Raw genomic sequence first — 21,639 nt, 5'->3', positions numbered from 1 at the left:
TTAAATATATGGACAGATTACCAAAAATTGCACTGCCTGCCATTGTGGGCATCATCATTCTCATCATATTTATGTCGAGGTCAACCGTTTCCATTGGTTCCGGGGAAGCCGGCGTTTTGTATAAATATTTCGGTGGAGGTGTCGTTACCGACGAACCACCTTTGGGAGAGGGATTCCATTTGGTGGCCCCTTGGAACCGAGTATACATTTATGAGGTTCGCCAACAGGAAAGGTTGGAAAAAATGAATGTACTCTCATCCAACGGATTGGATATTAAATTGGAAGCCTCTGTTTGGTTTCAACCCGATTACAATGAGCTTGGAAAATTGCACCAAGAAAAAAGTGAGCAATATATTGAACGTGTATTGCTTCCAGCTATCCGTTCTGCTGCACGTAGTGTAGTTGGGCGGTATACCCCTGAACAGTTGTATTCCAGTAAACGGGATGCCATTCAGCAAGAAATATTTGAGGAAACCCAAAAAATTGTTGCTGACCAATACGTCCAGTTAAATGAGGTACTGGTTAGGGATGTAACTTTGCCACCTACCATAAAAGATGCCATTGAACGTAAGTTAAGGCAAGAGCAAGAATCGTTGGAGTATGAGTTTCGATTGGTAACAGCTTCGAAAGAAGCTGAAAAGGTTCGAATTGAAGCCCAAGGTAAGGCAGATGCCAACCGAATACTCAGCGCCTCACTTACCGATAAAATTCTTCAGGACAAAGGAATAGATGCAACCCTAAAACTTGCGGAATCCCCAAATGCCAAAGTGGTTGTGGTGGGCTCCGGTGATGATGGATTACCATTAATTTTGGGAAATAACTAATTTTCTCTTTTTTGATATAAAAATATATCCTACTTTTGAATCGAAATGAGAAACAAAAACACACATCACCATTTTTATACTTGCCCTCAAGCGAGATAGAAATGTATTGTTGTTTTTAAAATATATTCTAACCCGTTTGAGAAATCAAACGGGTTTATTTTTTGTATCCCTTTGGTTTTTTCAGACAAAACGATTGAAAAATGACAAAAATTAGGATTGCAGTTCAAAAAAGCGGGCGTTTAAACGAGGATTCCCTTGCTATTTTAAAAGACTGTGGAATTTCCATTGATAATGGTAAAGACCAATTAAAGGCTACTTCCCGAAATTTTCCTTTGGAAGTATTTTATTTAAGGAACGGGGATATCCCCCAATACCTTAGGGATGGGGTGGTGGACATTGCCATTATCGGCGAGAACGTATTGGTGGAAAAGGGAAAGGACATTTCCATAGCCGAGAAACTCAACTTTTCAAAATGCAAGGTTTCCTTGGCGGTTCCAAAGACGGTGAAATACAATTCTGTAAAGGATTTTGAAGGCAAAAAAATAGCCACCTCATACCCCAACACCGTCATTGAGTATTTAAAATCAAAAGGGGTGACAGCAGATTTGCACATTATTACCGGTTCGGTGGAGATTGCTCCCAATATTGGTTTGGCAGATGGCATCTGTGATATAGTTTCCAGTGGAAGCACCCTGTTCAAAAATAACTTGAAAGAAGTAGAGGTTATTTTAAAAAGTGAAGCCGTGCTGGCCGTTTCCCCGAAAATTTCGGAAGAACGAAAGGAAATCCTGAAAAAGATGCAGTTCCGGATCAAGTCCGTGTTGCAAGCCAGACAGAACAAGTACGTGCTACTGAATGCTCCAAACGACAAACTGGACCAAATCATTTCCATTCTTCCCGGAATGCGCAGCCCCACGGTATTGCCCTTGGCAGAGGAAGGTTGGAGCTCCGTGCATTCTGTCATTACACGGGATACTTTCTGGGAGGTCATCGATGAACTGAAACAAGCCGGAGCTGAAGGTATTTTGGTTTGTCCTATTGAAAAAATGGTTATGTAATAGTTGTGATATGGAAACGCAATTTACCATGACATGGATTCCCATTGAAAACTTGAAAAGTATTTTACCATTGGCATATATGCTCAATGGGGAACGGATTTCAATGGAAGTTTTGGAAAATCGGTTGACCGAAATGATTCCCATGGGCTATAAATGTATTGGAGTGTATGATGGCGAGCAGCTGATCGGAATCTGTGGGGTTTGGGTACTCAACAAACTCTATGCGGGCAAGCATCTGGAGCCGGACAATGTGATCATATCGCCCAATTACCAAGGAAAGGGTATTGGAAAACTCATGATGGATTTTTTGGTCAATTATGCCAACGAAATTGGTTGTGAAACGGCAGAAGTAAACTGTTATGCGAAGAACGCGAGAGGGAAAAAATTCTGGGAAAGTCACGGTTATGTACCATTGGGCTATCACATGATCAAAAGATTAAGGGATGAATAAAATCAGTAATCCAGATAGAAAAGACTGGCTGCAATTGCTTCAACGCCCCACCCAAACGGTTGGGGATATTGAAGCTACTGTGAATGATGTTTTCGATAATGTCAGGGCGAAAGGTGATGCAGCCATAAAAAAGTACACCCAAAAATTTGATGGTGCCACATTGGATTCTCTTTTGGTAACGGATTTGGAAATTGAGGAGGCATCAAAAAAAGTGTCTCCTGAGTTGAAACAAGCCATTGCTTTGGCAAAGGGGAATATTGAAACGTTCCATGCCGTCCAAAAAACCAAAAAGGTAGAAGTAGAAACCATGCCCGGTGTACAATGCTGGCAAGAAAAACGCCCCATTCAAAAGGTGGGTTTGTACATTCCTGGCGGAACAGCACCTTTATTTTCCACTATATTGATGTTGGCCGTACCCGCCAAAATTGCAGGATGTGAAGAAATTGTGCTGTGCACGCCACCCAATAAAGATGGAGAGGTCAATCCCACAATTTTGTATACGGCGCAGCTATGTGGCGTGACGCAAATTTTTAAAGTAGGGGGGATTCAGGCCATTGCCGGGATGACCTTTGGCACGGAATCCATTCCCAAAGTGTACAAAATATTTGGACCGGGAAATCAATATGTCACTGTGGCGAAACAATTGGCTACCAAGCACAATGTCGCCATCGATATGCCTGCGGGACCAAGTGAGCTTCTGGTTGTGGCCGATGATACTGCAAACCCCGCTTTTGTGGCTTCGGATTTGTTGAGTCAGGCAGAACACGGCGTGGATAGCCAGGTAATTCTGGTGTCCACTTCGGAGAGTTTGATTAATGCTGTGGAAAAAGAAATTGAAGAACAAATTAAAGCTTTGCCTCGGCAAGAAATCGCAGAAAAGTCCATCGCCAACAGCAAATTGATTTTGGTTGAGAATGACGAAACCGCCATGGACTTGATCAACGAATATGGCCCTGAGCATTTTATTGTTTGTGTGGAAAATGAAGATTTCTATATCGATACTATTCAAAATGCAGGTTCGGTATTTATCGGAAATTACACTCCGGAAAGTGCTGGGGACTATGCTTCGGGTACCAATCATACGTTACCAACAAATGGGTATGCCAAGCAGTACAGCGGGGTAAACCTTGATAGTTTTATGAAGAGCATGACTTTTCAGAAAATATCCGAAGAAGGCATGGGTCAAATTGGAAATGCCATTGAGTTGATGGCCGAAGCCGAAGGCTTGCAGGCCCATAAGAATGCAGTAACCCTTCGATTGAAAAGTTTAGAAACGAATTAAAGTGTCAGGTTGAGCCCTTCGACTTTGCTCAGGATAAACTAAAGTCGAGACCCATAAAAATGAATAAAATATTCAACATAACATCTTTGATCAGGGAAAATGTGAAAAACATACAACCCTATTCCTCCGCCCGGGACGAATATGTCTCGGACGGTTCTGAAATGATTTTTTTGGATGCCAACGAAAATCCATTTGAGAATGGAATGAATCGCTATCCTGACCCGTATCAGCGTAGCTTAAAATCACTTTTGGCAGAACAGAAAGGGGTTTCAGAAACCAATATGCTGCTCGGCAATGGCAGCGATGAAGTTTTGGACCTCATTTTCCGCGCTTTTTGTGAACCCAATCAAGATAATATCATCACCCTACCGCCAACGTATGGCATGTACAAAGTTTTGGTGGGTATCAATGCGGTGGAAAATAGGGAGGTGTTGTTGACGGTTGATTTTGAGCCCAATGTTTCTGAAATTTTAAAGGCAGTTGATGAAAACAGCAAGTTATTGTTCATCTGCTCGCCCAACAATCCAACTGGGAATGCATTCTCCAGAGAAAAAGTACAAGAACTATTGGAAAATTTTCAAGGTTTGGTGGTAATTGATGAGGCCTATATTGATTTTTCGGAACAGAAGAGTTGGCTTTCCCAATTGGAAAAATATCCCAATCTCATTGTCACACAAACCCTGTCCAAAGCTTACGGTATGGCAGGGATTCGATTGGGGATTTGTTATGCATCAGAAGAAATCATTGCTGTTCTGAACAAAATCAAGCCTCCCTACAATGTCAATCAGCTTACACAGCAACAGGCCTTGAAACGAGTGTTGAATCAAGATGCCGTTGAAAAAGAGGTGAAACAGATTTTACTGGAACGGGGAGCATTGATTGAGGCACTAAAAGGAGTAGGATTTGTGCAAGAAATTTATCCCACCGATGCCAATTTTGTGCTGGTCAAAGTAGATAATGCCGACCAGCGATATCAAGAATTATTGGAAAAAGGGGTAGTGGTTCGGAACCGGAGCACACAGCCGTTATGTGAAAACACCCTCCGGTTCACCGTGGGAACACCAGATGAGAACAAAAAATTGATAGCCATTTTAAAACAATTGGGATAATGGGCAAGAAAGTACTATTTATTGATCGCGATGGGACCATCATCAAGGAAACCGCAGACGAGCAGATTGATGCTTTTGAGAAGATATCATTTTACCCAAAAGTGTTTACCTATTTGGGGAAAATAGCCAAAGAACTGGATTATGAATTGGCAATGGTGACCAATCAAGATGGGTTGGGCACCGACATTTTTCCAGAGGAAACCTTTTGGCCGGTGCAGAATTTTATCTTAAAATCTTTTGAAAACGAAGGGATTGTATTTGATCAGGTTTTTATTGATCGAACATTTCCAAAGGACAATGCCGATACCCGAAAACCAGGAACCGGTATGCTCACTTCTTATTTTTCTGAAGAATATGACCTAAAAAATTCCTTTGTGCTCGGTGATCGGTTGACGGATATGGAACTGGCCAAAAATTTGGGTGCCAAAGGCATTTTCATCAATGATGAAACCCATTTGGGAACAGGGGAAATCACTGTGAAGCGTGACGAATTGGATGAATACATCGCTTTGGAAAGCAACGATTGGGAAAAGATCTATGAGTTTTTGAAGTTAGAGAACCGCATCGCGGAAATTTCCAGAAAGACCAATGAAACGGATATCCAGATCAAGTTGAATTTGGATGGAGCCGGCAAGAGCGACATACAAACTGGTCTGGCTTTTTTTGACCACATGTTGGACCAATTGGCACGTCACGGTCAAATGGATTTGGAAATAAAAGTGGACGGTGATTTGGAAGTGGATGAGCACCATACGATTGAGGATACAGCCATTGCGTTGGGCGAAGTGTTCTCAAAAGCGCTCGGAAACAAGCTTGGCATAGAACGCTACGGATTTTGTCTACCGATGGATGACTGTTTGGCGCAGGTCGCCATTGATTTTGGAGGGCGAAACTGGCTGGTTTGGGATGCAGATTTCAAACGGGAAAAAGTGGGAGACATGCCCACCGAGATGTTTTTGCACTTCTTTAAATCCTTTACCGATGGTGCCAAAGCCAATTTGAACATTAAAGCGGAAGGCACCAATGAGCACCATAAAATTGAAGCGATTTTCAAGGCCTTTGCCAAATCCATTAAAATGGCGGTAAAGCGGGATGCTGAGAAAATGGTGCTGCCCTCAACAAAAGGAATGCTGTAGATGAAAATAGTCATAATCGATTACGGTGCGGGAAACATCCAGAGCATTATGTTCGCTATAAAAAGGCTTGGTTATGAAGCTGTTTTGAGCCATGCTGTGGAAGAAATCCAAAATGCGGATAAGGTCATTTTTCCCGGAGTGGGTGAGGCTAGTTCGGCCATGGCAAAATTAAGGGCCAGTGGTTTGGATAAAATCATTCCCCAATTAAAACAGCCCGTTTTGGGCATCTGTCTGGGAATGCAGTTGATGTGCAGGTCATCCGAAGAGGGCAATACAAAAGGACTGAATATTTTTGATTTGGATGTGGTAAAATTCCCAAAAACCGTAAAAGTACCGCAGATTGGGTGGAACCAAATTACGGACTTAAAAACCGATTTGTTCAAGGGAATTCCTGACAAATCCTATATTTATTTGGTGCACAGTTTTTATGCGCCTTTGGATGCGGAAACGATAGCAACATCAGAATATGCCTTGCCCTATAGTGCGGCCTTGCAGAAGGACAATTTCTACGGTGTGCAATTTCACCCTGAAAAAAGCAGTGATGTGGGCAGTGAAATATTGAAAAACTTTTTAACGGTCATCTAATATGGATTACTATATTTCAACCGATAAGGACAAGTTGGATATCCCTAAAATTCACCAAGAAGTCAAAAGTACGTATTGGGGTGGGTATCGAACCTTGGAGTTGACCGAAAAGACCATTGAAAACTGTTTGTGTTTTGGATTGTACACGCAAGGAGACGTGCAGATTGGTTTTGCCAGGGTCCTTACCGATAAAGTGGTCTTCGCCTATATCATGGATGTTATAATCTTTGAGCCGCACAAAGGAAAAGGGCTTGGGAAAATGTTGGTGAAGCAGATTTTGGAGCATCCAGACGTAAAAGTGGTTTTTACCGTGGCCCTGAAGACCAAAGATGCCCATGGCCTATATGAGCCGCTTGGTTTTTCAAAAGTGGGGAATTCTGAAATGTGGATGGCCATGGACAAAGCAAAATATGATTGAATATGAGATTGATTCCTGCTATAGATATTATTGAAGGGAAGTGTGTACGCCTATCCAAAGGAGATTACAGTACCAAAAAGGTATACAATGAAAATCCTCTGGAAGTGGCCAAAGAATTTGAGGCCCATGGCATTCAGTACTTGCACGTAGTGGATTTGGATGGTGCCAAATCCAAACATATTGTCAACCATAAGGTGTTGGAAAACATTGCCATAAAAACCCAATTAAAGATTGATTTTGGAGGGGGGCTAAAGACCGATGAGGACCTCAATATTGCTTTTGAAAGTGGAGCCCATCAGATTACGGGTGGGAGCATTGCTGTAAAAGACAAAGAAACCTTTTTGGGTTGGTTGGAAAGCTACGGGTCCGATAAAATCATTCTGGGAGCTGATGCCAACAATGAAAAAGTAGCCGTTTCCGGATGGCAGGAAGAATCCAACCAAGAATTGGTGCCGTTCATTCAATCGTATCAAAAAAAGGGAATTCAATACGTCATCTGTACCGATATCAGTAAGGATGGTATGCTGGAAGGACCATCTTTTGGGCTGTACAAAAAAATTCTCTCCAAGACCATGAAACATGAAACCTTGATTACCGGAAGTGGGGTGGAGGACAGGGAGACCATTGGAATAAATTTGATTGCCAGTGGTGGAATTTCAACATTTGACGAACTCCCAAAACTGGCCGAAATTGGCTGTGAGGGTACCATAATCGGCAAGGCCATTTATGAGAACAGAATCAGTTTAAAACAATTGGAACACTACATTCTTGAAAATGGATAAGGAAAAGCAACTTCAGGAAGAACTCGTTTGGAATGCAGGCTACCGCATGAACGAAAGCCTTCGTATGATCAAAATCTGTTTGGACCAACTCCCCGAAAAAGTCATTTGGCAAAAGCCCAACGAATCCTCAAATAGTATTGGAAACTTGATCCTGCACCTCTGTGGCAACATTACCCAATACGGGATTGCTTCAATCCAGAATTTGGAGGACAATCGACAACGTGACGAGGAATTTGCTGTATCATCTGGCTTTACGAAGGAGGAATTGATTCAGAAACTGAGCAATACCATTGACGAAGCCAAAAGAGCTTTTTATGAAGCTCCTTTGGAAGAATTACTTCGTAAAAGATCGGTGCAAGGGTTTCATTTTTCGGGTGTGGCCAATATCATCCATGTTACAGAGCATTTGTCGTACCACACGGGCCAGATAGCCCTTTGGACAAAGATGTTGAACAATACGGATTTAGGTTTTTATGATGGTATTGACTTGAATACAAAAAATAAATCTGAGAATCAATAATATAATCACACGTCATGCTGAACTCGTTTCAGCATCACATAGCAATAGATTAAATAATGCGACCCTGAAACAAGTTCAGGGTGACGTAAGAGAGAGGTGAAACAGAGCTTTGTTTACATAATGACCAATAAGTACAGGACAACATTTTATATTGGTGTCACATCGAATTTATCTAAAAGAATGGCAGAACATGCAGATGGTGATGGTTCAAAATTCACTAATAAATATAATCTCACAGATTTGGTTTATTTTGAAACTTTTACAGATATCAATCAGGCCATTGCAAGAGAAAAACAACTGAAAAATTGGCATCACGAATGGAAAATCAACTTAATCAAGGAACAAAATCCAACATTGGAAACATTGGATTACTAAAATAATGCGACCCTGAACACCGTGCCTACGGGCAGGCAGGAGTTCAGGGTGACGAACCAACTTTTAATAAAAAGAATAGCGTCATGCTGAACTTGTTTCAGCATCACATAATAGATAGATAGAATCTTGAGATGAACTCAGGGTGACGATAATAAACTATGCTCACAAAACGAATCATACCTTGCTTGGACATCAAAGATGGAAGAACCGTTAAAGGCATCAATTTTGTCGACCTTCGCGATGCAGGAGATCCTGTGGAATTGGCAGCCATTTATGCCAAAGAAGGTGCGGACGAATTGGTTTTCCTGGATATTTCCGCTACCGAAGAAAAACGAAAGACCTTGGCGGAATTGGTGTATCATGTGGCCGAAACCATCAATATTCCCTTTACGGTTGGTGGTGGAATCTCATCTGTGGAAGATGTGGATATCCTATTAAAAAATGGCGCGGATAAAGTCTCCATCAACTCATCTGCGGTGAAACGGCCAGAACTTATCAATGAACTGGTGGCGAAATTTGGTTCCCAGTGCATTGTGGTGGCCATTGATGCCAAACAAATTGATGGAAACTGGAAAGTCCATCTGGTCGGGGGTAAGGTCCCAACAGAAATTGACCTATTTGAATGGGCCAAGGAAGTGGAAGAACGGGGTGCCGGAGAAATTCTGTTCACTTCCATGGATCATGATGGCACCAAAAACGGTTTTGCCAATGAGGCATTGGCCAAATTATCCGAATTGGTCAATATTCCTGTGATTGCTTCTGGTGGTGCTGGAACTGTTTCCCATTTTACCGATACCTTTACAAATGGAAAAGCGGACGCTGCCTTGGCAGCCAGTGTTTTTCATTTTAAGGAAATTGAAATCAAAGATTTAAAAAACAAACTCAAGGAAGAGGGAATTCCTGTTAGAATATAATTGAATGTCACATCGAGCTGTCATCCTGAGCGCAGTCGAAGGAGTTGTCGAGATGTTTTGCATTCAAAAAATATGAAGAAATGAAAATAGACTTCACTAAAAACCCGGACAATCTGGTGCCTGTCATCATTCAAGATGCCACTACCAAAAATGTGTTGATGTTGGGCTATATGAACCAAGAAGCTTTGGAGGTCACCCGAAAGACCCAAAAAGTCACTTTTTTCAGTCGAACCAAACAACGACTGTGGACCAAGGGCGAGGAAAGTGGCAATTTTTTGGAATTGGTCGGCATAAAGGTGGATTGCGACAATGATACCCTTTTGATCTCCGTAAATCCTGTTGGGCCTACCTGCCACAAAGGAACGGATACCTGCTGGGCCGAGGAGAATGTTCAGGGCTATGGTTTTCTTTCAACCTTGGAGGAGATCATTGCCTCAAGGAAAAACGACCCCGAAAATCCAGATAGTTACGTGGCGTCCTTGTTCCGAAAGGGCATCAATAAAATTGCGCAAAAAGTAGGGGAAGAAGCCGTGGAAACGGTCATTGAGGCCAAAGACAATGATGACAACCTTTTCCTGAACGAAAGTGCAGACCTACTGTTCCACTATCTCATTTTGTTGCAGGCCAAAGGGTATCATTTGGATGATATCGCCCAATTGCTCCAAAAACGGCATTGAACAATAGCGTTAAGTTTTTTCTAAAGGGTTAGTCGTTACACGGAAATACCGTAATTTTATGTAATGGCTATGAATACAAGAAAAGGGTTTCGTTTTACTACATACGAAGCCCCAGACCAAACCCCGTTTGAAAAACTCTTCGAGATTTTTCAAGAACTGATCACACATACCTCCGGGGATGTGGAGGAAGCCTTGGATTGGCTCCGCGAGCTGGACAAGGAATACGAACTTACCGACGACGATTACACCATTGATGATTTTATAGAAGACCTTAAAGCGAAAGGATTCATTCGTGAAGAGTTTGACATGGATGACCGTGAAGGCGGCGAGGGCGAGGAGGGAGATGAAGATGGTGGAGGCCCAGGAAGCTTGTCCATTACCGCCAAATTGGAACGTATGCTAAGGCAACGTGCCTTGGATCAAATCTTCGGAAAACTCAAGCGGAGCGGAGCGGGCAATCACCGAACCGGAAAATCGGGCAGGGGAGATGAGCATACTGGTGATTTTAGGGAATATCGCTTTGGGGATTCCTTGGAGCATATTTCGATGACCGAAAGTTTACGAAATGCCCAGATTAACCATGGTTTGGACAATTTTTCCCTGAATGAGGAGGATTTGGTGGTGGAAGATACCCAGTACAAAGCCCAAATGAGCACGGTGCTCATGATCGATATCAGCCATAGTATGATTCTATACGGTGAGGACCGAATCACCCCGGCCAAAAAAGTGGCCATGGCCTTGGCGGAACTGATCACAACCCGATACCCAAAAGATACCTTGGATATCCTGGTTTTTGGTAACGATGCGTGGCCCATTCCCATAAAGGATTTACCCTATCTGAAAGTGGGCCCATACCATACCAATACCGTGGCCGGTTTGCAGTTGGCCATGGACATGCTCCGAAGAAAACGGAATACCAACAAGCAAATCTTTATGATCACGGATGGAAAACCCTCTTGCTTGCGTCTTCCCAATGGGGATTATTACAAAAATAGTGTCGGCTTGGACGATTACATTGTGGAAAAATGCTATGCAATGGCCCAACAGGCCCGAAAACTCCATATTCCCATCACCACCTTTATGATTGCCCAAGACCCGTATTTGATGCAATTTGTACGCGAGTTTACCCAAGCAAACAAAGGCAAGGCCTTCTACACCGGATTGAAAGGATTGGGGGAAATGATTTTTGAAGATTACGAACAGAACAGAATAAGAAGAATAAAAGGATAAGCAGTTATATGAAATTGGATCATACCAAAATAAAGACTTTAGGAGATTTAAAAGCCGCAGGGTATCAAAGTAAAAGCATTAAGGATGAGCTTCGTGAAAATCTCCTCCATAAAATTTCAAAGGCAGAAGAAGTGTTTGAAGGCGTTTGGGGCTATGAAAACTCCGTAATTCCAGAGTTGGAACGTGCCATTCTTTCTCGGCACAATATTAACTTGCTCGGTCTTCGTGGACAGGCCAAAACCCGTTTAGCGCGATTGATGGTTCAACTTTTGGATGAGTGGATGCCCATTATTGAAAGATCTGAAGTACATGATGACCCGCTTAAGCCCATTTCCCGATATGCCACAGAGCTTATCAAGGAAAAGGGAGATGAAACTCCCATTGATTGGATTCACAGGAACGAACGATTTTATGAAAAACTGGCTACGCCAGATGTTACCGTGGCGGATTTAATCGGGGATGTGGACCCCATAAAGGCTGCCAACCTCAAGCTTTCCTATGCGGATGACCGGGTGATTCACTTTGGGATGATTCCAAGAGCGAACCGCTGCATATTTGTCATCAATGAACTGCCCGACCTTCAAGCGCGGATTCAAGTAGCCTTGTTCAATATTTTGCAAGAGGGCGATATTCAAATTCGGGGATTTAAGTTGCGGCTTTCGTTGGATCTTCAGTTTGTATTTACTGCAAATCCCGAAGATTATACCAATCGGGGTAGCATTGTTACGCCGTTGAAAGACAGGATCGGTTCCCAAATTTTGACACACTATCCGGAAAGCATCGAAATTGCCAAAAAAATCACCAAACAAGAGGCGCAACTGGACCAAAGGCAGTCCGATACCATCCATGTGCCAGAAATCGCCATGGATCTCTTGGAACAAATCAGTTTTGAGGCCCGTGACAGCGAATATGTGGATGCCAAAAGCGGGGTGAGTGCGCGGATGAGCATCACGGCTTTTGAAAATCTATTGAGTACGGCGGAGCGAAGGGCCGTTCATTCAGGGGATACAAAAACCTCAATCAGGCTAAGTGATTTTATGGGAGTGATTCCTTCCATCACCGGAAAAATTGAACTGGTTTATGAAGGTGAACAGGAGGGCGCCGGATTTGTGGCCGAGACCCTTATTGATGATGCCATAAAATCCCTTTTTCCCAATTATTTTCCGAAAATTGACAAACTGCAGCGCAAAGATGCTGAGACCGAATATGATGGATTGGTAAGTTGGTTCTTTGAAGGGGAAGGATTTGACCTTTTGGACGATGATTCAGATGAAGACTACAGAACCAAACTGGATTCGGTAGGACCACTCAATAATCTCATCAAGGAATATCAACCCTCTGTTTCCAAGGAAGATTCCTATTTTATGAAAGAACTATTGCTCTGGGGATTGGTTGCCCATAAAAAATTGAGCAAACACCGTTTTGTAAAGGGATTCCAGTTTAAAGATTTGTATGGAAGCTATATCCGAGGGCTCTAATTCAGCCAAAATCTATTGCCAGATATTCAAATTATCGTTGTAGTTATCAAAATTGTACACCCCAACGTACTGTTTTCTGAGCCAAAACGTGTACAGTGTCAATATGGGTAATATGCTATAAAGTATCAGTGTTATTGTGGCCATTGGTTTAAAGGTTTCCGGAATTATGTATTCGCCATAGGTTTCAATGGAATTGAGAACAATGGCACTATCATAGATCTTGAAAAAATACACAATCATAACGGCATATAGGACGTACTCAATGTTCCGCATTTTGGGATCTGGAAGCTCATCTTCCGAGATTTTAAACCACATAACGTACAGATAAAGAAAGTGCACTGAACTAAGTACGGGAAATATGTAATTATCAGGCTTTACAAAATAGAACTGATTGGTGTAGACACCGTAAAAGTTCAGAACAATTAAGATCAACAGCACTGCTAAACTGGCCAGGATATTTCTTTTCCAAGTGATTATTTTAGACAGCGTATTCATATTCAACTATAGATTTTGGGACTCTAATTAGGGTAAAGAACGGTTTTTTTCAAAAACTTATTTTAAAGAATTCGATGACCCGCAAACAATGTTGGATAATCAGAAAAATCTGATGTGAAAACGCAGTTTTCAGTGATATCTGAAATGGTTTTCCACACAAGTAAACCCAACTTGTTGATTCATAAGATCATGAAGGTGGGGTATCTGTATTTTTTGTATTTTGGATAAATTCCTTTCCTATGCAAAACTGGCTTTACATGGTATGGATCGTTCTCGGCGTATACATTTTGTTGAGCGTTTTGTTGTATTACCTACAAGATTATTTCCTGTTCAAACCTGAAAAGCTGCCCAAGGATTTTCAATTTTATTACGATAACCAAGAGATAGAGGAATACAATATTGAGACCCGGGATGGAGCTATGATCAATGGACTTCGGTTCAAATCCAAGGAACCCAAGGGTGTGGTCTTTTATTTGAAGGGAAATTCAAAGAGCATAAAAGGGTGGGGCAAGTTTGCGGTGGATTTTACCCGCCATGGCTATGATGTGATCATGGTGGATTACCGCGGCTTTGGAAAAAGCACAGGCCGCAGGACCCAAAAAGCCATCAAACGGGATATGCAGGTGGTGTACAACAAAATAAAGGAGCAAGTGGCCGAAAAATACATCATTCTTTATGGGCGTTCCATGGGTTCGGGCTTTGCCGCCAAACTGGCTTCCATGAACAACCCCCGAATGCTTATTCTGGACGCGCCCTATTACAGCCTGAGCAAAGTCGCCAAAAAATTTATCCCATTTATGCCGCTTTCGTTGCTGATCAAATTTCCCATGCCTACCTACAAATGGTTGAAGTATGTGAATTGCCCCATACACATCATCCATGGAACCGATGACCGACTCATTCCCTATAAAACCAGTGTGAAATTGTCCAAAATCAAACCGGAATTGACAAAACTTTATACCGTAATAGGAGGTGGGCACAAAGACCTGAATAATTTTGAATCATACCACAAAATGTTGGAGGAAATTATTACCAGCAAGCCTACCAAGGTAAATCTGGAAGGGTCCAGTATCAATGTTAGACATTCATCAAAACCCGCCAATGCAAAAGCTTAAGTGTTTTGGTATTTTTGCGGGAATTGCTTTGATTCTACTTACACTCATGGCGTATTTATTTCAGGAAAAATTGATTTTTTTGCCCACAAAGCTGCCCCAAGGCCATACGTATTCATTCCAAGCTGATTTTGATGAAATTTTCCTCGAAGCTAAAGACGGTGCCCGCTTAAATGCGCTTCATTTTTATGCAGCGGAACCCAAAGGTGTGATTCTGTATTTTCATGGGAATGCCGGGGATTTGTCCCGATGGGGGGAGATTGTACTCCCATTTGTGGATATGGATTATGATGTTTTGGTGATGGATTACCGGAAGTATGGAAAGAGTACTGGTGAAATCAGTGAGGAAGCTCTGTACCAAGATGCCCAACTTTTCTACAACTATGTTGAAGATAAATACACTGCCGATGATATTATTATTTACGGAAGATCACTTGGAGCAAGCATCGCAACACAATTGGCATCAAAAAATCAATCCCAAAAGCTGTTATTGGAAACCCCTTTTTACAGTCTTTTGGATGCTGCACAAGGACGATTTCCTTTTTTGCCGTTAAAGCAACTGCTTCGATATGAAATGCCTTCACATAAATTTATTCGGGAGGTGCAATGTCCCATCCGTATTTTTCACGGCACCGATGATGCTGTGGTTTCGTATGACTCTGGAAAAAAATTGTTTGATGTCATTCCGCAGAGCGATAAAAGAATGTATACCATTCCTGAAGGGAACCACAACAACCTCAGCGAATTTGAGGCGTATTGGAATGCGATAAAAATGGAGTTGCAATAATCCTAATCAAACAAATCCGAAGACAAGTAGCGGTCACCCCGGTCACACACGATGGATACGATGATACCGCTTTCCAAAGTGTTAGCCAATCGTAATGCCACAGTAGCTGCTCCGCCACTGCTCATACCTGCAAAAATGCCCTCTTCCTTGGCCAGTTTTTTGGCCATAGTAACGGCATCTGCCTCACTGACTTCCATAATACGATCAACTTTGGCAGGATCAAAAATTTTGGGAAGGTACGCTTCAGGCCACTTTCTGATTCCTGGAATACGGGACTCATCCGTAGGTTGCACCCCAACAATCTCAACAGATGGATTTTGTTCCTTCAAATAGGTGGATGTTCCCATTATGGTTCCCGTGGTGCCCATACTGGAGACAAAGTGGGTGATTTTTCCTTGGGTGTCATTCCAAATTTCGGGCCCGGTGGTTTTGTAATGGGCCTTCCAATTGTCGTTATTGGAAAATTGGTTCAACATGATATAGCCCTCATCCCTTACTTTGGCCTCGGCATAATCCCGAGCACCTTCAATCCCTACATCCGAAGGGGTCAAGGTTACTTTGGCGCCATAGGCCCGCATGGTCTGTACACGTTCCTTAGTGGAATTTTCGGGCATAACAAGCTCAATATCCAATCCAAAAACACCTGCAATCATCGCCAAAGCAATGCCTGTATTGCCGCTGGTGGCCTCAATCAATTTGGATTCCTTCGTAAAATCGCCCCGCTCCAGACCACTTTTGATCATATTGTACGCAGGTCGGTCCTTGACACTTCCGCCGGGATTCTGTCCTTCAAGTTTAAAGAATAGTTTTACGTTGGGATTGGTATTTAAAACTTTGGATTCCACCATGGGGGTGTTTCCAATGAGGTCTAGTATGCTTTTAGGCATTCGTTGTCTTTATTTTGATTTCTGGGGAGTGATAAACCGTTGAGTTTGCCGGAACGGAGGAAGTAAGCCAAGCATTTCCCCCAATAACCGAATTTTCCCCAATCACGGTCTCGCCCCCTAAAATAGTGGCATTGGCATAAATGGTAACATTGGACTTTATGGTGGGATGCCTTTTGGTCTTTTGTAGATTTTTGGCCACATAAAGTGCTCCCAAAGTAACCCCTTGATAGATTTTTACATTATCATGGATCACCGCAGTCTCACCAATCACCACTCCGGTAGCGTGATCTATAAAAAATGATTTGCCAATTGTGGCTCCTGGATTTATATCAACCCCGGTCTGTCTGTGCGCATATTCGGTCATCAGTCGTGGAATCAACGGTACGCCTTGCACATAAAGTTCGTGTGCCAATCGATATATGGCAATGGCATAAAATCCGGGATACGCCATATAAATCTCTTGGATGGACAGTGAGGCTGGGTCGCAATTGAGAATGGCCTCCGCATCCAGATTGAGCTTTTCCAGAATTTCTGGCAATTTGGTCACATAGCTGTCCCAAAATTCACTGCTGGGTCTTTCCAATTCCCAACAAGCCATGTCCAGTAGGGTATTGAACTTTTTCTCCAACATTTCCAGATTTACGGCAACTGGCGTGTTGGCATCAAAAAGGGTGTAAAAAAGGGTATCGGTGAAATCTTCGGTTTCCTGTTTTAATCTAAAGTCAAGATAGGGCAGTTTTTTATGCCTGTTCAACTCAGAAATTATTTTTTCCTTGTCCATACTATACTTTATTGTCTTAAAATTAGACAAATCCTTACCATGCACCCAGATAAAAGGCTAACTTTAGATAAAAAATAACATATTATCAATTAAGACTGTGAGCAATTCCACTATCTCAAAAGATGCATTTGATTTCTTAAAAGAACTGTCCAAAAATAACAACAAAGATTGGTTCGAACAGCATAAACCCACTTTCAAGACACATGAAAAAGCCGTAAAATCCTTTTTTGAAACCATTAAGGAGGGACTGAACCACCATGATGAAATCGAGAAAATGAAAATGTTCCGCATTTACCGGGATGTACGGTTTTCAAAGGACAAAACACCTTACAAAACCCATCTTTCCGCTTCATTTTCAAGATTGGGCGCCCATTTACGGGGTGGGTATTACATTCATTTAACGCCTGGCGGTTCCTTTTTGGCCACTGGATTTTGGGATCCGAACAAGGAAGACCTTTTTCGAATTCGGAAGGAATTGGAAACGGATGCTTCGGAGTTCCGTGAGGTCATTGGTGAGAAATCCTTCAAAAAAATATGGGGCGATTTGGCCGGTGATGCCGTAAAAACAGCCCCAAAAGGCTTTGACCGGGAACATCCTGATATTGATTTGATCCGGAAAAAGCAGTTTATATTTATCCGAAACTTTTCAGATAAGGAAGTACTGTCGGATTCTTTTTCCCGGGAAGTGGACGAATCGTATCGTTCCATACGACCATATTTTGATCTTATGAGCGATATTTTGACCACCAACCTGAACGGGGAATCAATTCTGTAGAAGGATTTCCTCTTTGTCCAAAATCTGTACCTGGTCCTTTAGCCGCTCAATGACCATATTCATCATTCTTTTGTTCAGGGCAGAAGAATTTTTGATGTAGTCCTGATATTCTTCAACGGTAAATTGACCGATGACCATGCCCTTCAAGGAATTTCTGAATTTGATGTCCTTTTGTATGGCCCGTTCAATGTACGCCATGCGTTTTTCCAGCGGAAGGTCGTAAAAAACACCCTTGTGTTTGTTGATGTAATTTTTAAACGCCTCTACCAGCAAAAAGTTCTGCAATTTAATTACGGGACGCAGGGTTTGGTTCTGAAAACGTTCATCAAAACCCATTTCGCTATTAAAGTGTGACTGTGGAATGTCCGGACGGATTTCCAAAAGACTTTTGGATCGTGAATCCATGGTTGTAAGTTTTACTAAAATTACATAATCAGAAACCGCACAATTTTGTTGGCGTCAATAGTTTTTAACGATGTTATAAACATGTCCCCAGAAACCCTGACATTCAATTCGCTGGTTCAAAAATTTTATCTGATTGTCCACAATCAATCATATAAACAAAAAGTTGTCAGGTCGAGCCTGCCTTTGTCGGCAGACAGGCGCAGTCGAGACCTTATTTTTAAGACGTTGAATCCAATAACTTCTCGACTTTAGTTTATCCTGAGCGTAGTCGAAGGCCTCGAAGTGACGGGGCAATATGATTGATTACTGATATTCACAAAATTTTATTTGAGTATTTTTAAGGCCATTAATTCAACAAACCCATGCACCTAAAAATTTCTGGCCTATTCTGCCTTGTCCTTTTCATTGTTTCCTGCAAAACCCAGGATAAAGAAGAAAAATCCTCCGAATGGCACACCAAACAAATAGCGGAGGAAAATGAGAGCCATAATACCTTATATGATATCGAAAAGGAACAGGGCTGGGAATTGTTGTTTGATGGCAAGACACTGAACGGCTGGCATGTGTACAACGCTCCAAATGCGCCATCGGTATGGGAGGTGAAGGACGGTGCGCTCCATCGCAACCCAAACATTGAAACCGAACATAATGAGGATTTGGTCACTGAAAAGTCCTTTGAAAACTACGAGCTGGTTTTGGAGTGGAAAATCTCCAACCGGGGGAACAGTGGTGTTTTTATCAATGTTCAGGAGAAACCTGAAGTGGCCACTGCGTACCAAACTGGGCCAGAGTATCAAATTTTGGATCCCAACCACATGGATCATGATTTAGCGGTGAAAAAATCGGGATGTCTGTATGCGCTCTCCCCACAGCAGAATGAGGCGATTACCCAAGCGGGGCAGTGGAACCAAACCCGCATTAAACAGGTGGATGGAAAAGTGGAATTTTACCTGAACGGCGTCCTAACCGCAACGCAAGACTTTACAACACCCGAATGGCACGAAAAAGTTGCTTCGACCCATTTTAAGAATTATCCAGAGTTTGGCAAAGCCACCCAAGGCAAAATAGCCTTGCAGGATTGGTATTTTGAAGTCTGGTTTAGGGATATAAAGATTCGGAAGCTTTAAAAAAGCCCTTTAATTAAATTCTGCCTCTTTTTAAGTAAATAAACTGCATCAAGCAGAGGGCAACAGGGGCGGCGTACATCCAGATGGAGGTCGGCACCGTTCCACAGTAACCACTTTTGTTCATTTTGCAATCTATGTAATTGGACAGATACAGAACTCCAACGAGCACAGCAATGGTGGCCAACGTCCATATTAACCAGTCTGTGTCAAGCCCAGCTTTTACATTGCTATACACAAGAATCAAAAAGAGTACTCCCACCAATATTAAATATATGGCCATACGATATGTGTTTTGTTAAGGGGGAAGTGTTGGTAAGTTAATCAATCGCCGCAAAACCTTGTTGCAGGAAAACCTTAAAAAAATTGGGGATTATGTTTATTGCCGTTCATAAAATTAACTTTTCATTGTCCGATCAAAGATTACTATGCTCTATCGGTCAGGTTGTTAATTTTGCCTAGAACCTTTTCCGCTTCTAAACTCCATGAATTTGATCAATGGGTTGGTATCTCTATTCAAAAAACCATGAATACCGGAACTTACTACTAAAATTAGTGCTGCTGCACCAGCGGCATAGACAATACTTTGATGTTGCCCATAATTGGCATAGGCAATCGCCACCAAGGACCAAGCACCCACAAGAGCAAATTCACGCATATTTCGTTTCCAGGTAACGAGTAGGTTTATAATCAGCGCAATAACGATCATGATCAGGGTCCATGCCGGTTCAGAAATTCCAAAACCATTCCACCCCATCTTTACCAAATATGCAGCTACGTTTGCTATACTTGCCACAGTTACCCAACCGGAATAGAACACAAAGGGCCACCACAAAAATGCAATGACACTGATTGGCGCATCCCATAATTCCATGTCATTGTCCACTACAATTTTTAAAAGTGAAATGAGCATTACAAAAATGAACAAGCAGGATAAGCCCGTATACCCATACAACCAACAAAACACCCAAGCGATATTTGCCGCGCAGGAGAAAACAAAGTTCCATCCCACCTTAGTTATAAAACCATCATCGCGCACATGGGTGAGCAGACTTCTTCCTTGATATATAATAAAGCCCAGTAACAACATATAAATCAGTCCCCAAATGGAAAAAGCATAGCTTGCTGGAGTAAAAAGCGAATTCAGACCCTTGGAAACTTCACCAATGGTTGTATGGTTAATTATTCCTGTATTCGAAAGGTAATTGACAAAAACCGTTGCCAAAAATGCGATGATGTTTACAACCTGAAGAAGACGTTTCATACTACTTAAATTCGTTTTGTAACCTCATTGAATGTAGAAATTTTCAAGCGATTTTGAGATAGAAATTGCTGAAATAGCTACAATGATTCCATTTTTATATTTTTAAGCTTCTAAATCCCAGTTCATGAAATTCGGCAAAGTAGACCACCCAGAACTTATAGATTTTACCATACCACCCGACCATCCCGATACGCCGGTGGTTTTGTCCAAAACCAGACAAGAAGGAAAAACCAAGGTGTTTGTGGGCTGCGCCAAATGGAACCGACAGGACCTCAAAAACTTTTACCCTCGCGGCACAAAAGACGAGTTGACCTATTATTCGTCTCAATTTAATTGTATTGAGTTGAATGCTACCTTTTATAGAATTTTTCCTGCGGAAACCTATGAGAAATGGTACGATAAGACTCCCGAAAACTTTAAGTTCTTTCCCAAGATGACCAATGAAGTCAGCCATTTACGCCGCCTTAACGACAAGGTCTACGAAGTAGCGGACCGTTATTTGGAGGTCACATCGTTGTTAAAGGAGAAACTTGGCACCATTTTTTTACAGATGCACAACAATTTTGGTCCCAAAAACTGGGAAAGGGTAGTGCGCTTTGTGGAATATTGGCCCAAGGAGTTTCCGTTGGCCATGGAGTTTCGGCATACGGATTGGTTCACTGATGAAACCGTGGCCCAAGAACTTTACCACTTACTGGAAGAGAACAAAATGGCCAATGTCTTGGTGGATACGGCAGGTAGGCGTGATCTTATGCACATGCGACTCACCAACAATGAAGCATTTATTAGATATGTTGGTGCCAACCACGAATCGGATTATGCCCGTTTGGAGGATTGGGTGGAACGCTTGGTAGCCTGGAAAAAATTGGGGTTGGAAAACATCCATTTTTTTGTGCACCAAAACCTGGAGGTGGAATCGCCCTTGCTTTCCGCATATTTCATCCAAAAATTGAACCCTCAATTAGGTTCTGATCTCATTATTCCAAAATCAACATTGACTTCTGTTGGGGATTTATTCAAATAATTTATGGATTGGGAAATCCAAGGACTGAAAATTGTGACCTCTTTACTGCCAAATAGGGAAATATTTCAAATCCGTAAATAACAGAAAACAAAACATTATTTCAACCAAACTTCATACGATTAGGCTAACTTTGTACTGAATAGTTA

Annotated in this window: 26 protein-coding genes; 20 read left to right on the top strand and 6 right to left on the bottom strand. The window is 42.1% G+C overall.

Translation table 11 applies throughout. The annotated features are described in order from the left end of the window. The first annotated feature begins 8 nt into the window (after positions 1–8). The 15 genes from A7D14_RS16575 to A7D14_RS16505 all read left to right on the top strand — a co-directional run bounded on the left by A7D14_RS16575 (position 9) and on the right by A7D14_RS16505 (position 12,839). The gene (locus tag A7D14_RS16575; protein WP_067037135.1) at positions 9–824 is read left to right on the top strand and encodes a prohibitin family protein; all 816 of its coding nucleotides are present in this window, start codon (positions 9–11) and stop codon (positions 822–824) included. Positions 825–1,024: 200 nt separating this feature from the next. After that, positions 1,025–1,882: an ATP phosphoribosyltransferase gene (hisG, locus tag A7D14_RS16570; protein WP_067037133.1), complete on the top strand. Its 858-nt coding sequence runs from the start codon at positions 1,025–1,027 to the stop codon at positions 1,880–1,882. Between the two features lie 10 nt (positions 1,883–1,892). After that, entirely contained in the window at positions 1,893–2,333 is a 441-nt protein-coding gene (locus A7D14_RS16565; RefSeq protein WP_067037131.1) for a GNAT family N-acetyltransferase, read from the top strand. Next, complete coding sequence (gene hisD / locus A7D14_RS16560; protein WP_067037129.1) at positions 2,326–3,615, top strand: histidinol dehydrogenase; 1,290 nt, start codon at positions 2,326–2,328, stop codon at positions 3,613–3,615. The genes A7D14_RS16565 and hisD overlap by 8 nt, the downstream gene beginning before the upstream one ends. Positions 3,616–3,674: 59 nt before the next feature. After that, positions 3,675–4,724 (top strand): histidinol-phosphate transaminase, encoded by a 1,050-nt coding sequence (gene hisC, locus A7D14_RS16555; RefSeq protein WP_067037127.1) that lies wholly within the window; start codon positions 3,675–3,677, stop codon positions 4,722–4,724. Then, the gene (gene hisB, locus A7D14_RS16550) at positions 4,724–5,860 is read left to right on the top strand and encodes a bifunctional histidinol-phosphatase/imidazoleglycerol-phosphate dehydratase HisB (protein WP_067037125.1); all 1,137 of its coding nucleotides are present in this window, start codon (positions 4,724–4,726) and stop codon (positions 5,858–5,860) included. Before hisC ends, hisB begins: the two co-directional genes overlap by 1 nt. After that, positions 5,861–6,445 (top strand): imidazole glycerol phosphate synthase subunit HisH, encoded by a 585-nt coding sequence (hisH, locus tag A7D14_RS16545; RefSeq protein ID WP_067037118.1) that lies wholly within the window; start codon positions 5,861–5,863, stop codon positions 6,443–6,445. 1 nt (position 6,446) lies between these two features. Further along, positions 6,447–6,863, top strand: a complete 417-nt coding sequence (locus tag A7D14_RS16540) for a GNAT family N-acetyltransferase (protein ID WP_067037117.1) — start codon at positions 6,447–6,449, stop codon at positions 6,861–6,863. A gap of 2 nt (positions 6,864–6,865) precedes the next feature. Continuing rightward, the gene (locus A7D14_RS16535; protein ID WP_067037116.1) at positions 6,866–7,645 is read left to right on the top strand and encodes a HisA/HisF-related TIM barrel protein; all 780 of its coding nucleotides are present in this window, start codon (positions 6,866–6,868) and stop codon (positions 7,643–7,645) included. Then, a complete protein-coding gene (locus tag A7D14_RS16530) occupies positions 7,638–8,165 on the top strand; it encodes a DinB family protein (protein ID WP_067037115.1) in 528 nt (175 codons plus the stop codon). The genes A7D14_RS16535 and A7D14_RS16530 overlap by 8 nt, the downstream gene beginning before the upstream one ends. 96 nt (positions 8,166–8,261) lie before the next feature. After that, positions 8,262–8,540 (top strand): GIY-YIG nuclease family protein, encoded by a 279-nt coding sequence (locus A7D14_RS16525; protein WP_067037114.1) that lies wholly within the window; start codon positions 8,262–8,264, stop codon positions 8,538–8,540. A gap of 158 nt (positions 8,541–8,698) precedes the next feature. Then, positions 8,699–9,454 carry an imidazole glycerol phosphate synthase subunit HisF gene (gene hisF / locus A7D14_RS16520; RefSeq protein ID WP_067037112.1) on the top strand — a complete coding sequence of 252 codons (756 nt, stop codon included), beginning with the start codon at positions 8,699–8,701 and terminating at the stop codon, positions 9,452–9,454. Positions 9,455–9,534: 80 nt separating this feature from the next. Beyond that, on the top strand, positions 9,535–10,131 hold the full coding sequence (gene hisIE, locus A7D14_RS16515; protein ID WP_067037110.1) for a bifunctional phosphoribosyl-AMP cyclohydrolase/phosphoribosyl-ATP diphosphatase HisIE: 597 nt from the start codon (positions 9,535–9,537) through the stop codon (positions 10,129–10,131). Between the two features lie 63 nt (positions 10,132–10,194). Beyond that, positions 10,195–11,361 carry a vWA domain-containing protein gene (locus tag A7D14_RS16510; protein WP_067037108.1) on the top strand — a complete coding sequence of 389 codons (1,167 nt, stop codon included), beginning with the start codon at positions 10,195–10,197 and terminating at the stop codon, positions 11,359–11,361. Between the two features lie 8 nt (positions 11,362–11,369). Beyond that, a complete protein-coding gene (locus tag A7D14_RS16505; protein WP_067037106.1) occupies positions 11,370–12,839 on the top strand; it encodes a magnesium chelatase in 1,470 nt (489 codons plus the stop codon). A gap of 12 nt (positions 12,840–12,851) precedes the next feature. Here the strand turns inward: A7D14_RS16505 and A7D14_RS16500 are convergent, their stop codons facing one another. Then, positions 12,852–13,334: a hypothetical protein gene (locus tag A7D14_RS16500; RefSeq protein ID WP_067037104.1), complete on the bottom strand. Its 483-nt coding sequence runs from the start codon at positions 13,332–13,334 to the stop codon at positions 12,852–12,854. 239 nt (positions 13,335–13,573) lie between these two features. On the opposite strand from A7D14_RS16500, the gene A7D14_RS16495 reads away from it, so the two are divergent. After that, complete coding sequence (locus A7D14_RS16495) at positions 13,574–14,449, top strand: alpha/beta hydrolase (RefSeq protein ID WP_067037102.1); 876 nt, start codon at positions 13,574–13,576, stop codon at positions 14,447–14,449. Further along, the gene (locus A7D14_RS16490) at positions 14,436–15,233 is read left to right on the top strand and encodes an alpha/beta hydrolase (RefSeq protein ID WP_067037101.1); all 798 of its coding nucleotides are present in this window, start codon (positions 14,436–14,438) and stop codon (positions 15,231–15,233) included. The genes A7D14_RS16495 and A7D14_RS16490 overlap by 14 nt, the downstream gene beginning before the upstream one ends. Positions 15,234–15,235: 2 nt before the next feature. On the opposite strand, the gene cysM is transcribed toward A7D14_RS16490, so the two are convergent. Continuing rightward, on the bottom strand, positions 15,236–16,120 hold the full coding sequence (cysM, locus tag A7D14_RS16485) for a cysteine synthase CysM (protein WP_067037100.1): 885 nt from the start codon (positions 16,118–16,120) through the stop codon (positions 15,236–15,238). Beyond that, a complete protein-coding gene (epsC, locus tag A7D14_RS16480; RefSeq protein ID WP_067037099.1) occupies positions 16,113–16,901 on the bottom strand; it encodes a serine O-acetyltransferase EpsC in 789 nt (262 codons plus the stop codon). Before epsC ends, cysM begins: the two co-directional genes overlap by 8 nt. A gap of 97 nt (positions 16,902–16,998) precedes the next feature. On the opposite strand from epsC, the gene A7D14_RS16475 reads away from it, so the two are divergent. Then, on the top strand, positions 16,999–17,676 hold the full coding sequence (locus tag A7D14_RS16475; protein WP_067037098.1) for a DUF2461 domain-containing protein: 678 nt from the start codon (positions 16,999–17,001) through the stop codon (positions 17,674–17,676). Here A7D14_RS16475 and A7D14_RS16470 read toward each other — a convergent pair. Then, positions 17,665–18,081 (bottom strand): glyoxalase, encoded by a 417-nt coding sequence (locus A7D14_RS16470; RefSeq protein WP_067037094.1) that lies wholly within the window; start codon positions 18,079–18,081, stop codon positions 17,665–17,667. The two genes, A7D14_RS16475 and A7D14_RS16470, sit on opposite strands and share 12 nt — an antisense overlap. Positions 18,082–18,443: 362 nt before the next feature. On the opposite strand from A7D14_RS16470, the gene A7D14_RS16465 reads away from it, so the two are divergent. Further along, complete coding sequence (locus A7D14_RS16465; protein ID WP_067037093.1) at positions 18,444–19,208, top strand: DUF1080 domain-containing protein; 765 nt, start codon at positions 18,444–18,446, stop codon at positions 19,206–19,208. A gap of 13 nt (positions 19,209–19,221) precedes the next feature. Here A7D14_RS16465 and A7D14_RS16460 read toward each other — a convergent pair whose 3' ends face one another. Together A7D14_RS16460 and A7D14_RS16455 are read right to left on the bottom strand one after the other, a co-directional pair. Beyond that, the gene (locus A7D14_RS16460) at positions 19,222–19,488 is read right to left on the bottom strand and encodes a hypothetical protein (protein WP_067037092.1); all 267 of its coding nucleotides are present in this window, start codon (positions 19,486–19,488) and stop codon (positions 19,222–19,224) included. Between the two features lie 165 nt (positions 19,489–19,653). Next, on the bottom strand, positions 19,654–20,469 hold the full coding sequence (locus A7D14_RS16455) for a hypothetical protein (RefSeq protein WP_067037091.1): 816 nt from the start codon (positions 20,467–20,469) through the stop codon (positions 19,654–19,656). A gap of 124 nt (positions 20,470–20,593) precedes the next feature. Between A7D14_RS16455 and A7D14_RS16450 the strand changes: the two genes are divergently transcribed. Beyond that, on the top strand, positions 20,594–21,493 hold the full coding sequence (locus A7D14_RS16450; protein WP_067037090.1) for a DUF72 domain-containing protein: 900 nt from the start codon (positions 20,594–20,596) through the stop codon (positions 21,491–21,493). The last annotated feature ends 146 nt before the right edge of the window (positions 21,494–21,639 follow it).

Origin of the sequence: Allomuricauda sp. CP2A (genome assembly GCF_001683915.1) — a bacterium.
Lineage (GTDB): Bacteria > Bacteroidota > Bacteroidia > Flavobacteriales > Flavobacteriaceae > Flagellimonas.
The sequence above is the reverse complement of the archived record's forward strand: the minus strand, read 5'-3'. Positions and strand labels throughout refer to the sequence as shown.

Excerpts from the sequence above, each read along its gene's own strand:
- hisIE (WP_067037110.1), top strand. The coding sequence starts at position 9,535 with ATGAAAATAGACTTCACTAAAAACCCGGACAATCTGGTGCCTGTCATC.
- epsC (WP_067037099.1), bottom strand. The coding sequence starts at position 16,901 with ATGGACAAGGAAAAAATAATTTCTGAGTTGAACAGGCATAAAAAACTG.
- hisF (WP_067037112.1), top strand. The coding sequence starts at position 8,699 with ATGCTCACAAAACGAATCATACCTTGCTTGGACATCAAAGATGGAAGA.
- A7D14_RS16460 (WP_067037092.1), bottom strand. The coding sequence starts at position 19,488 with ATGGCCATATATTTAATATTGGTGGGAGTACTCTTTTTGATTCTTGTG.
- hisG (WP_067037133.1), top strand. The coding sequence starts at position 1,025 with ATGACAAAAATTAGGATTGCAGTTCAAAAAAGCGGGCGTTTAAACGAG.
- A7D14_RS16495 (WP_067037102.1), top strand. The coding sequence starts at position 13,574 with ATGCAAAACTGGCTTTACATGGTATGGATCGTTCTCGGCGTATACATT.
- A7D14_RS16500 (WP_067037104.1), bottom strand. The coding sequence starts at position 13,334 with ATGAATACGCTGTCTAAAATAATCACTTGGAAAAGAAATATCCTGGCC.
- A7D14_RS16455 (WP_067037091.1), bottom strand. The coding sequence starts at position 20,469 with ATGAAACGTCTTCTTCAGGTTGTAAACATCATCGCATTTTTGGCAACG.
- A7D14_RS16565 (WP_067037131.1), top strand. The coding sequence starts at position 1,893 with ATGGAAACGCAATTTACCATGACATGGATTCCCATTGAAAACTTGAAA.
- A7D14_RS16575 (WP_067037135.1), top strand. The coding sequence starts at position 9 with ATGGACAGATTACCAAAAATTGCACTGCCTGCCATTGTGGGCATCATC.
- A7D14_RS16530 (WP_067037115.1), top strand. The coding sequence starts at position 7,638 with ATGGATAAGGAAAAGCAACTTCAGGAAGAACTCGTTTGGAATGCAGGC.
- A7D14_RS16535 (WP_067037116.1), top strand. The coding sequence starts at position 6,866 with ATGAGATTGATTCCTGCTATAGATATTATTGAAGGGAAGTGTGTACGC.
- hisC (WP_067037127.1), top strand. The coding sequence starts at position 3,675 with ATGAATAAAATATTCAACATAACATCTTTGATCAGGGAAAATGTGAAA.
- A7D14_RS16490 (WP_067037101.1), top strand. The coding sequence starts at position 14,436 with ATGCAAAAGCTTAAGTGTTTTGGTATTTTTGCGGGAATTGCTTTGATT.
- A7D14_RS16540 (WP_067037117.1), top strand. The coding sequence starts at position 6,447 with ATGGATTACTATATTTCAACCGATAAGGACAAGTTGGATATCCCTAAA.
- A7D14_RS16510 (WP_067037108.1), top strand. The coding sequence starts at position 10,195 with ATGGCTATGAATACAAGAAAAGGGTTTCGTTTTACTACATACGAAGCC.
- hisB (WP_067037125.1), top strand. The coding sequence starts at position 4,724 with ATGGGCAAGAAAGTACTATTTATTGATCGCGATGGGACCATCATCAAG.
- A7D14_RS16470 (WP_067037094.1), bottom strand. The coding sequence starts at position 18,081 with ATGGATTCACGATCCAAAAGTCTTTTGGAAATCCGTCCGGACATTCCA.
- cysM (WP_067037100.1), bottom strand. The coding sequence starts at position 16,120 with ATGCCTAAAAGCATACTAGACCTCATTGGAAACACCCCCATGGTGGAA.
- A7D14_RS16465 (WP_067037093.1), top strand. The coding sequence starts at position 18,444 with ATGCACCTAAAAATTTCTGGCCTATTCTGCCTTGTCCTTTTCATTGTT.
- A7D14_RS16505 (WP_067037106.1), top strand. The coding sequence starts at position 11,370 with ATGAAATTGGATCATACCAAAATAAAGACTTTAGGAGATTTAAAAGCC.
- hisD (WP_067037129.1), top strand. The coding sequence starts at position 2,326 with ATGAATAAAATCAGTAATCCAGATAGAAAAGACTGGCTGCAATTGCTT.
- hisH (WP_067037118.1), top strand. The coding sequence starts at position 5,861 with ATGAAAATAGTCATAATCGATTACGGTGCGGGAAACATCCAGAGCATT.
- A7D14_RS16450 (WP_067037090.1), top strand. The coding sequence starts at position 20,594 with ATGAAATTCGGCAAAGTAGACCACCCAGAACTTATAGATTTTACCATA.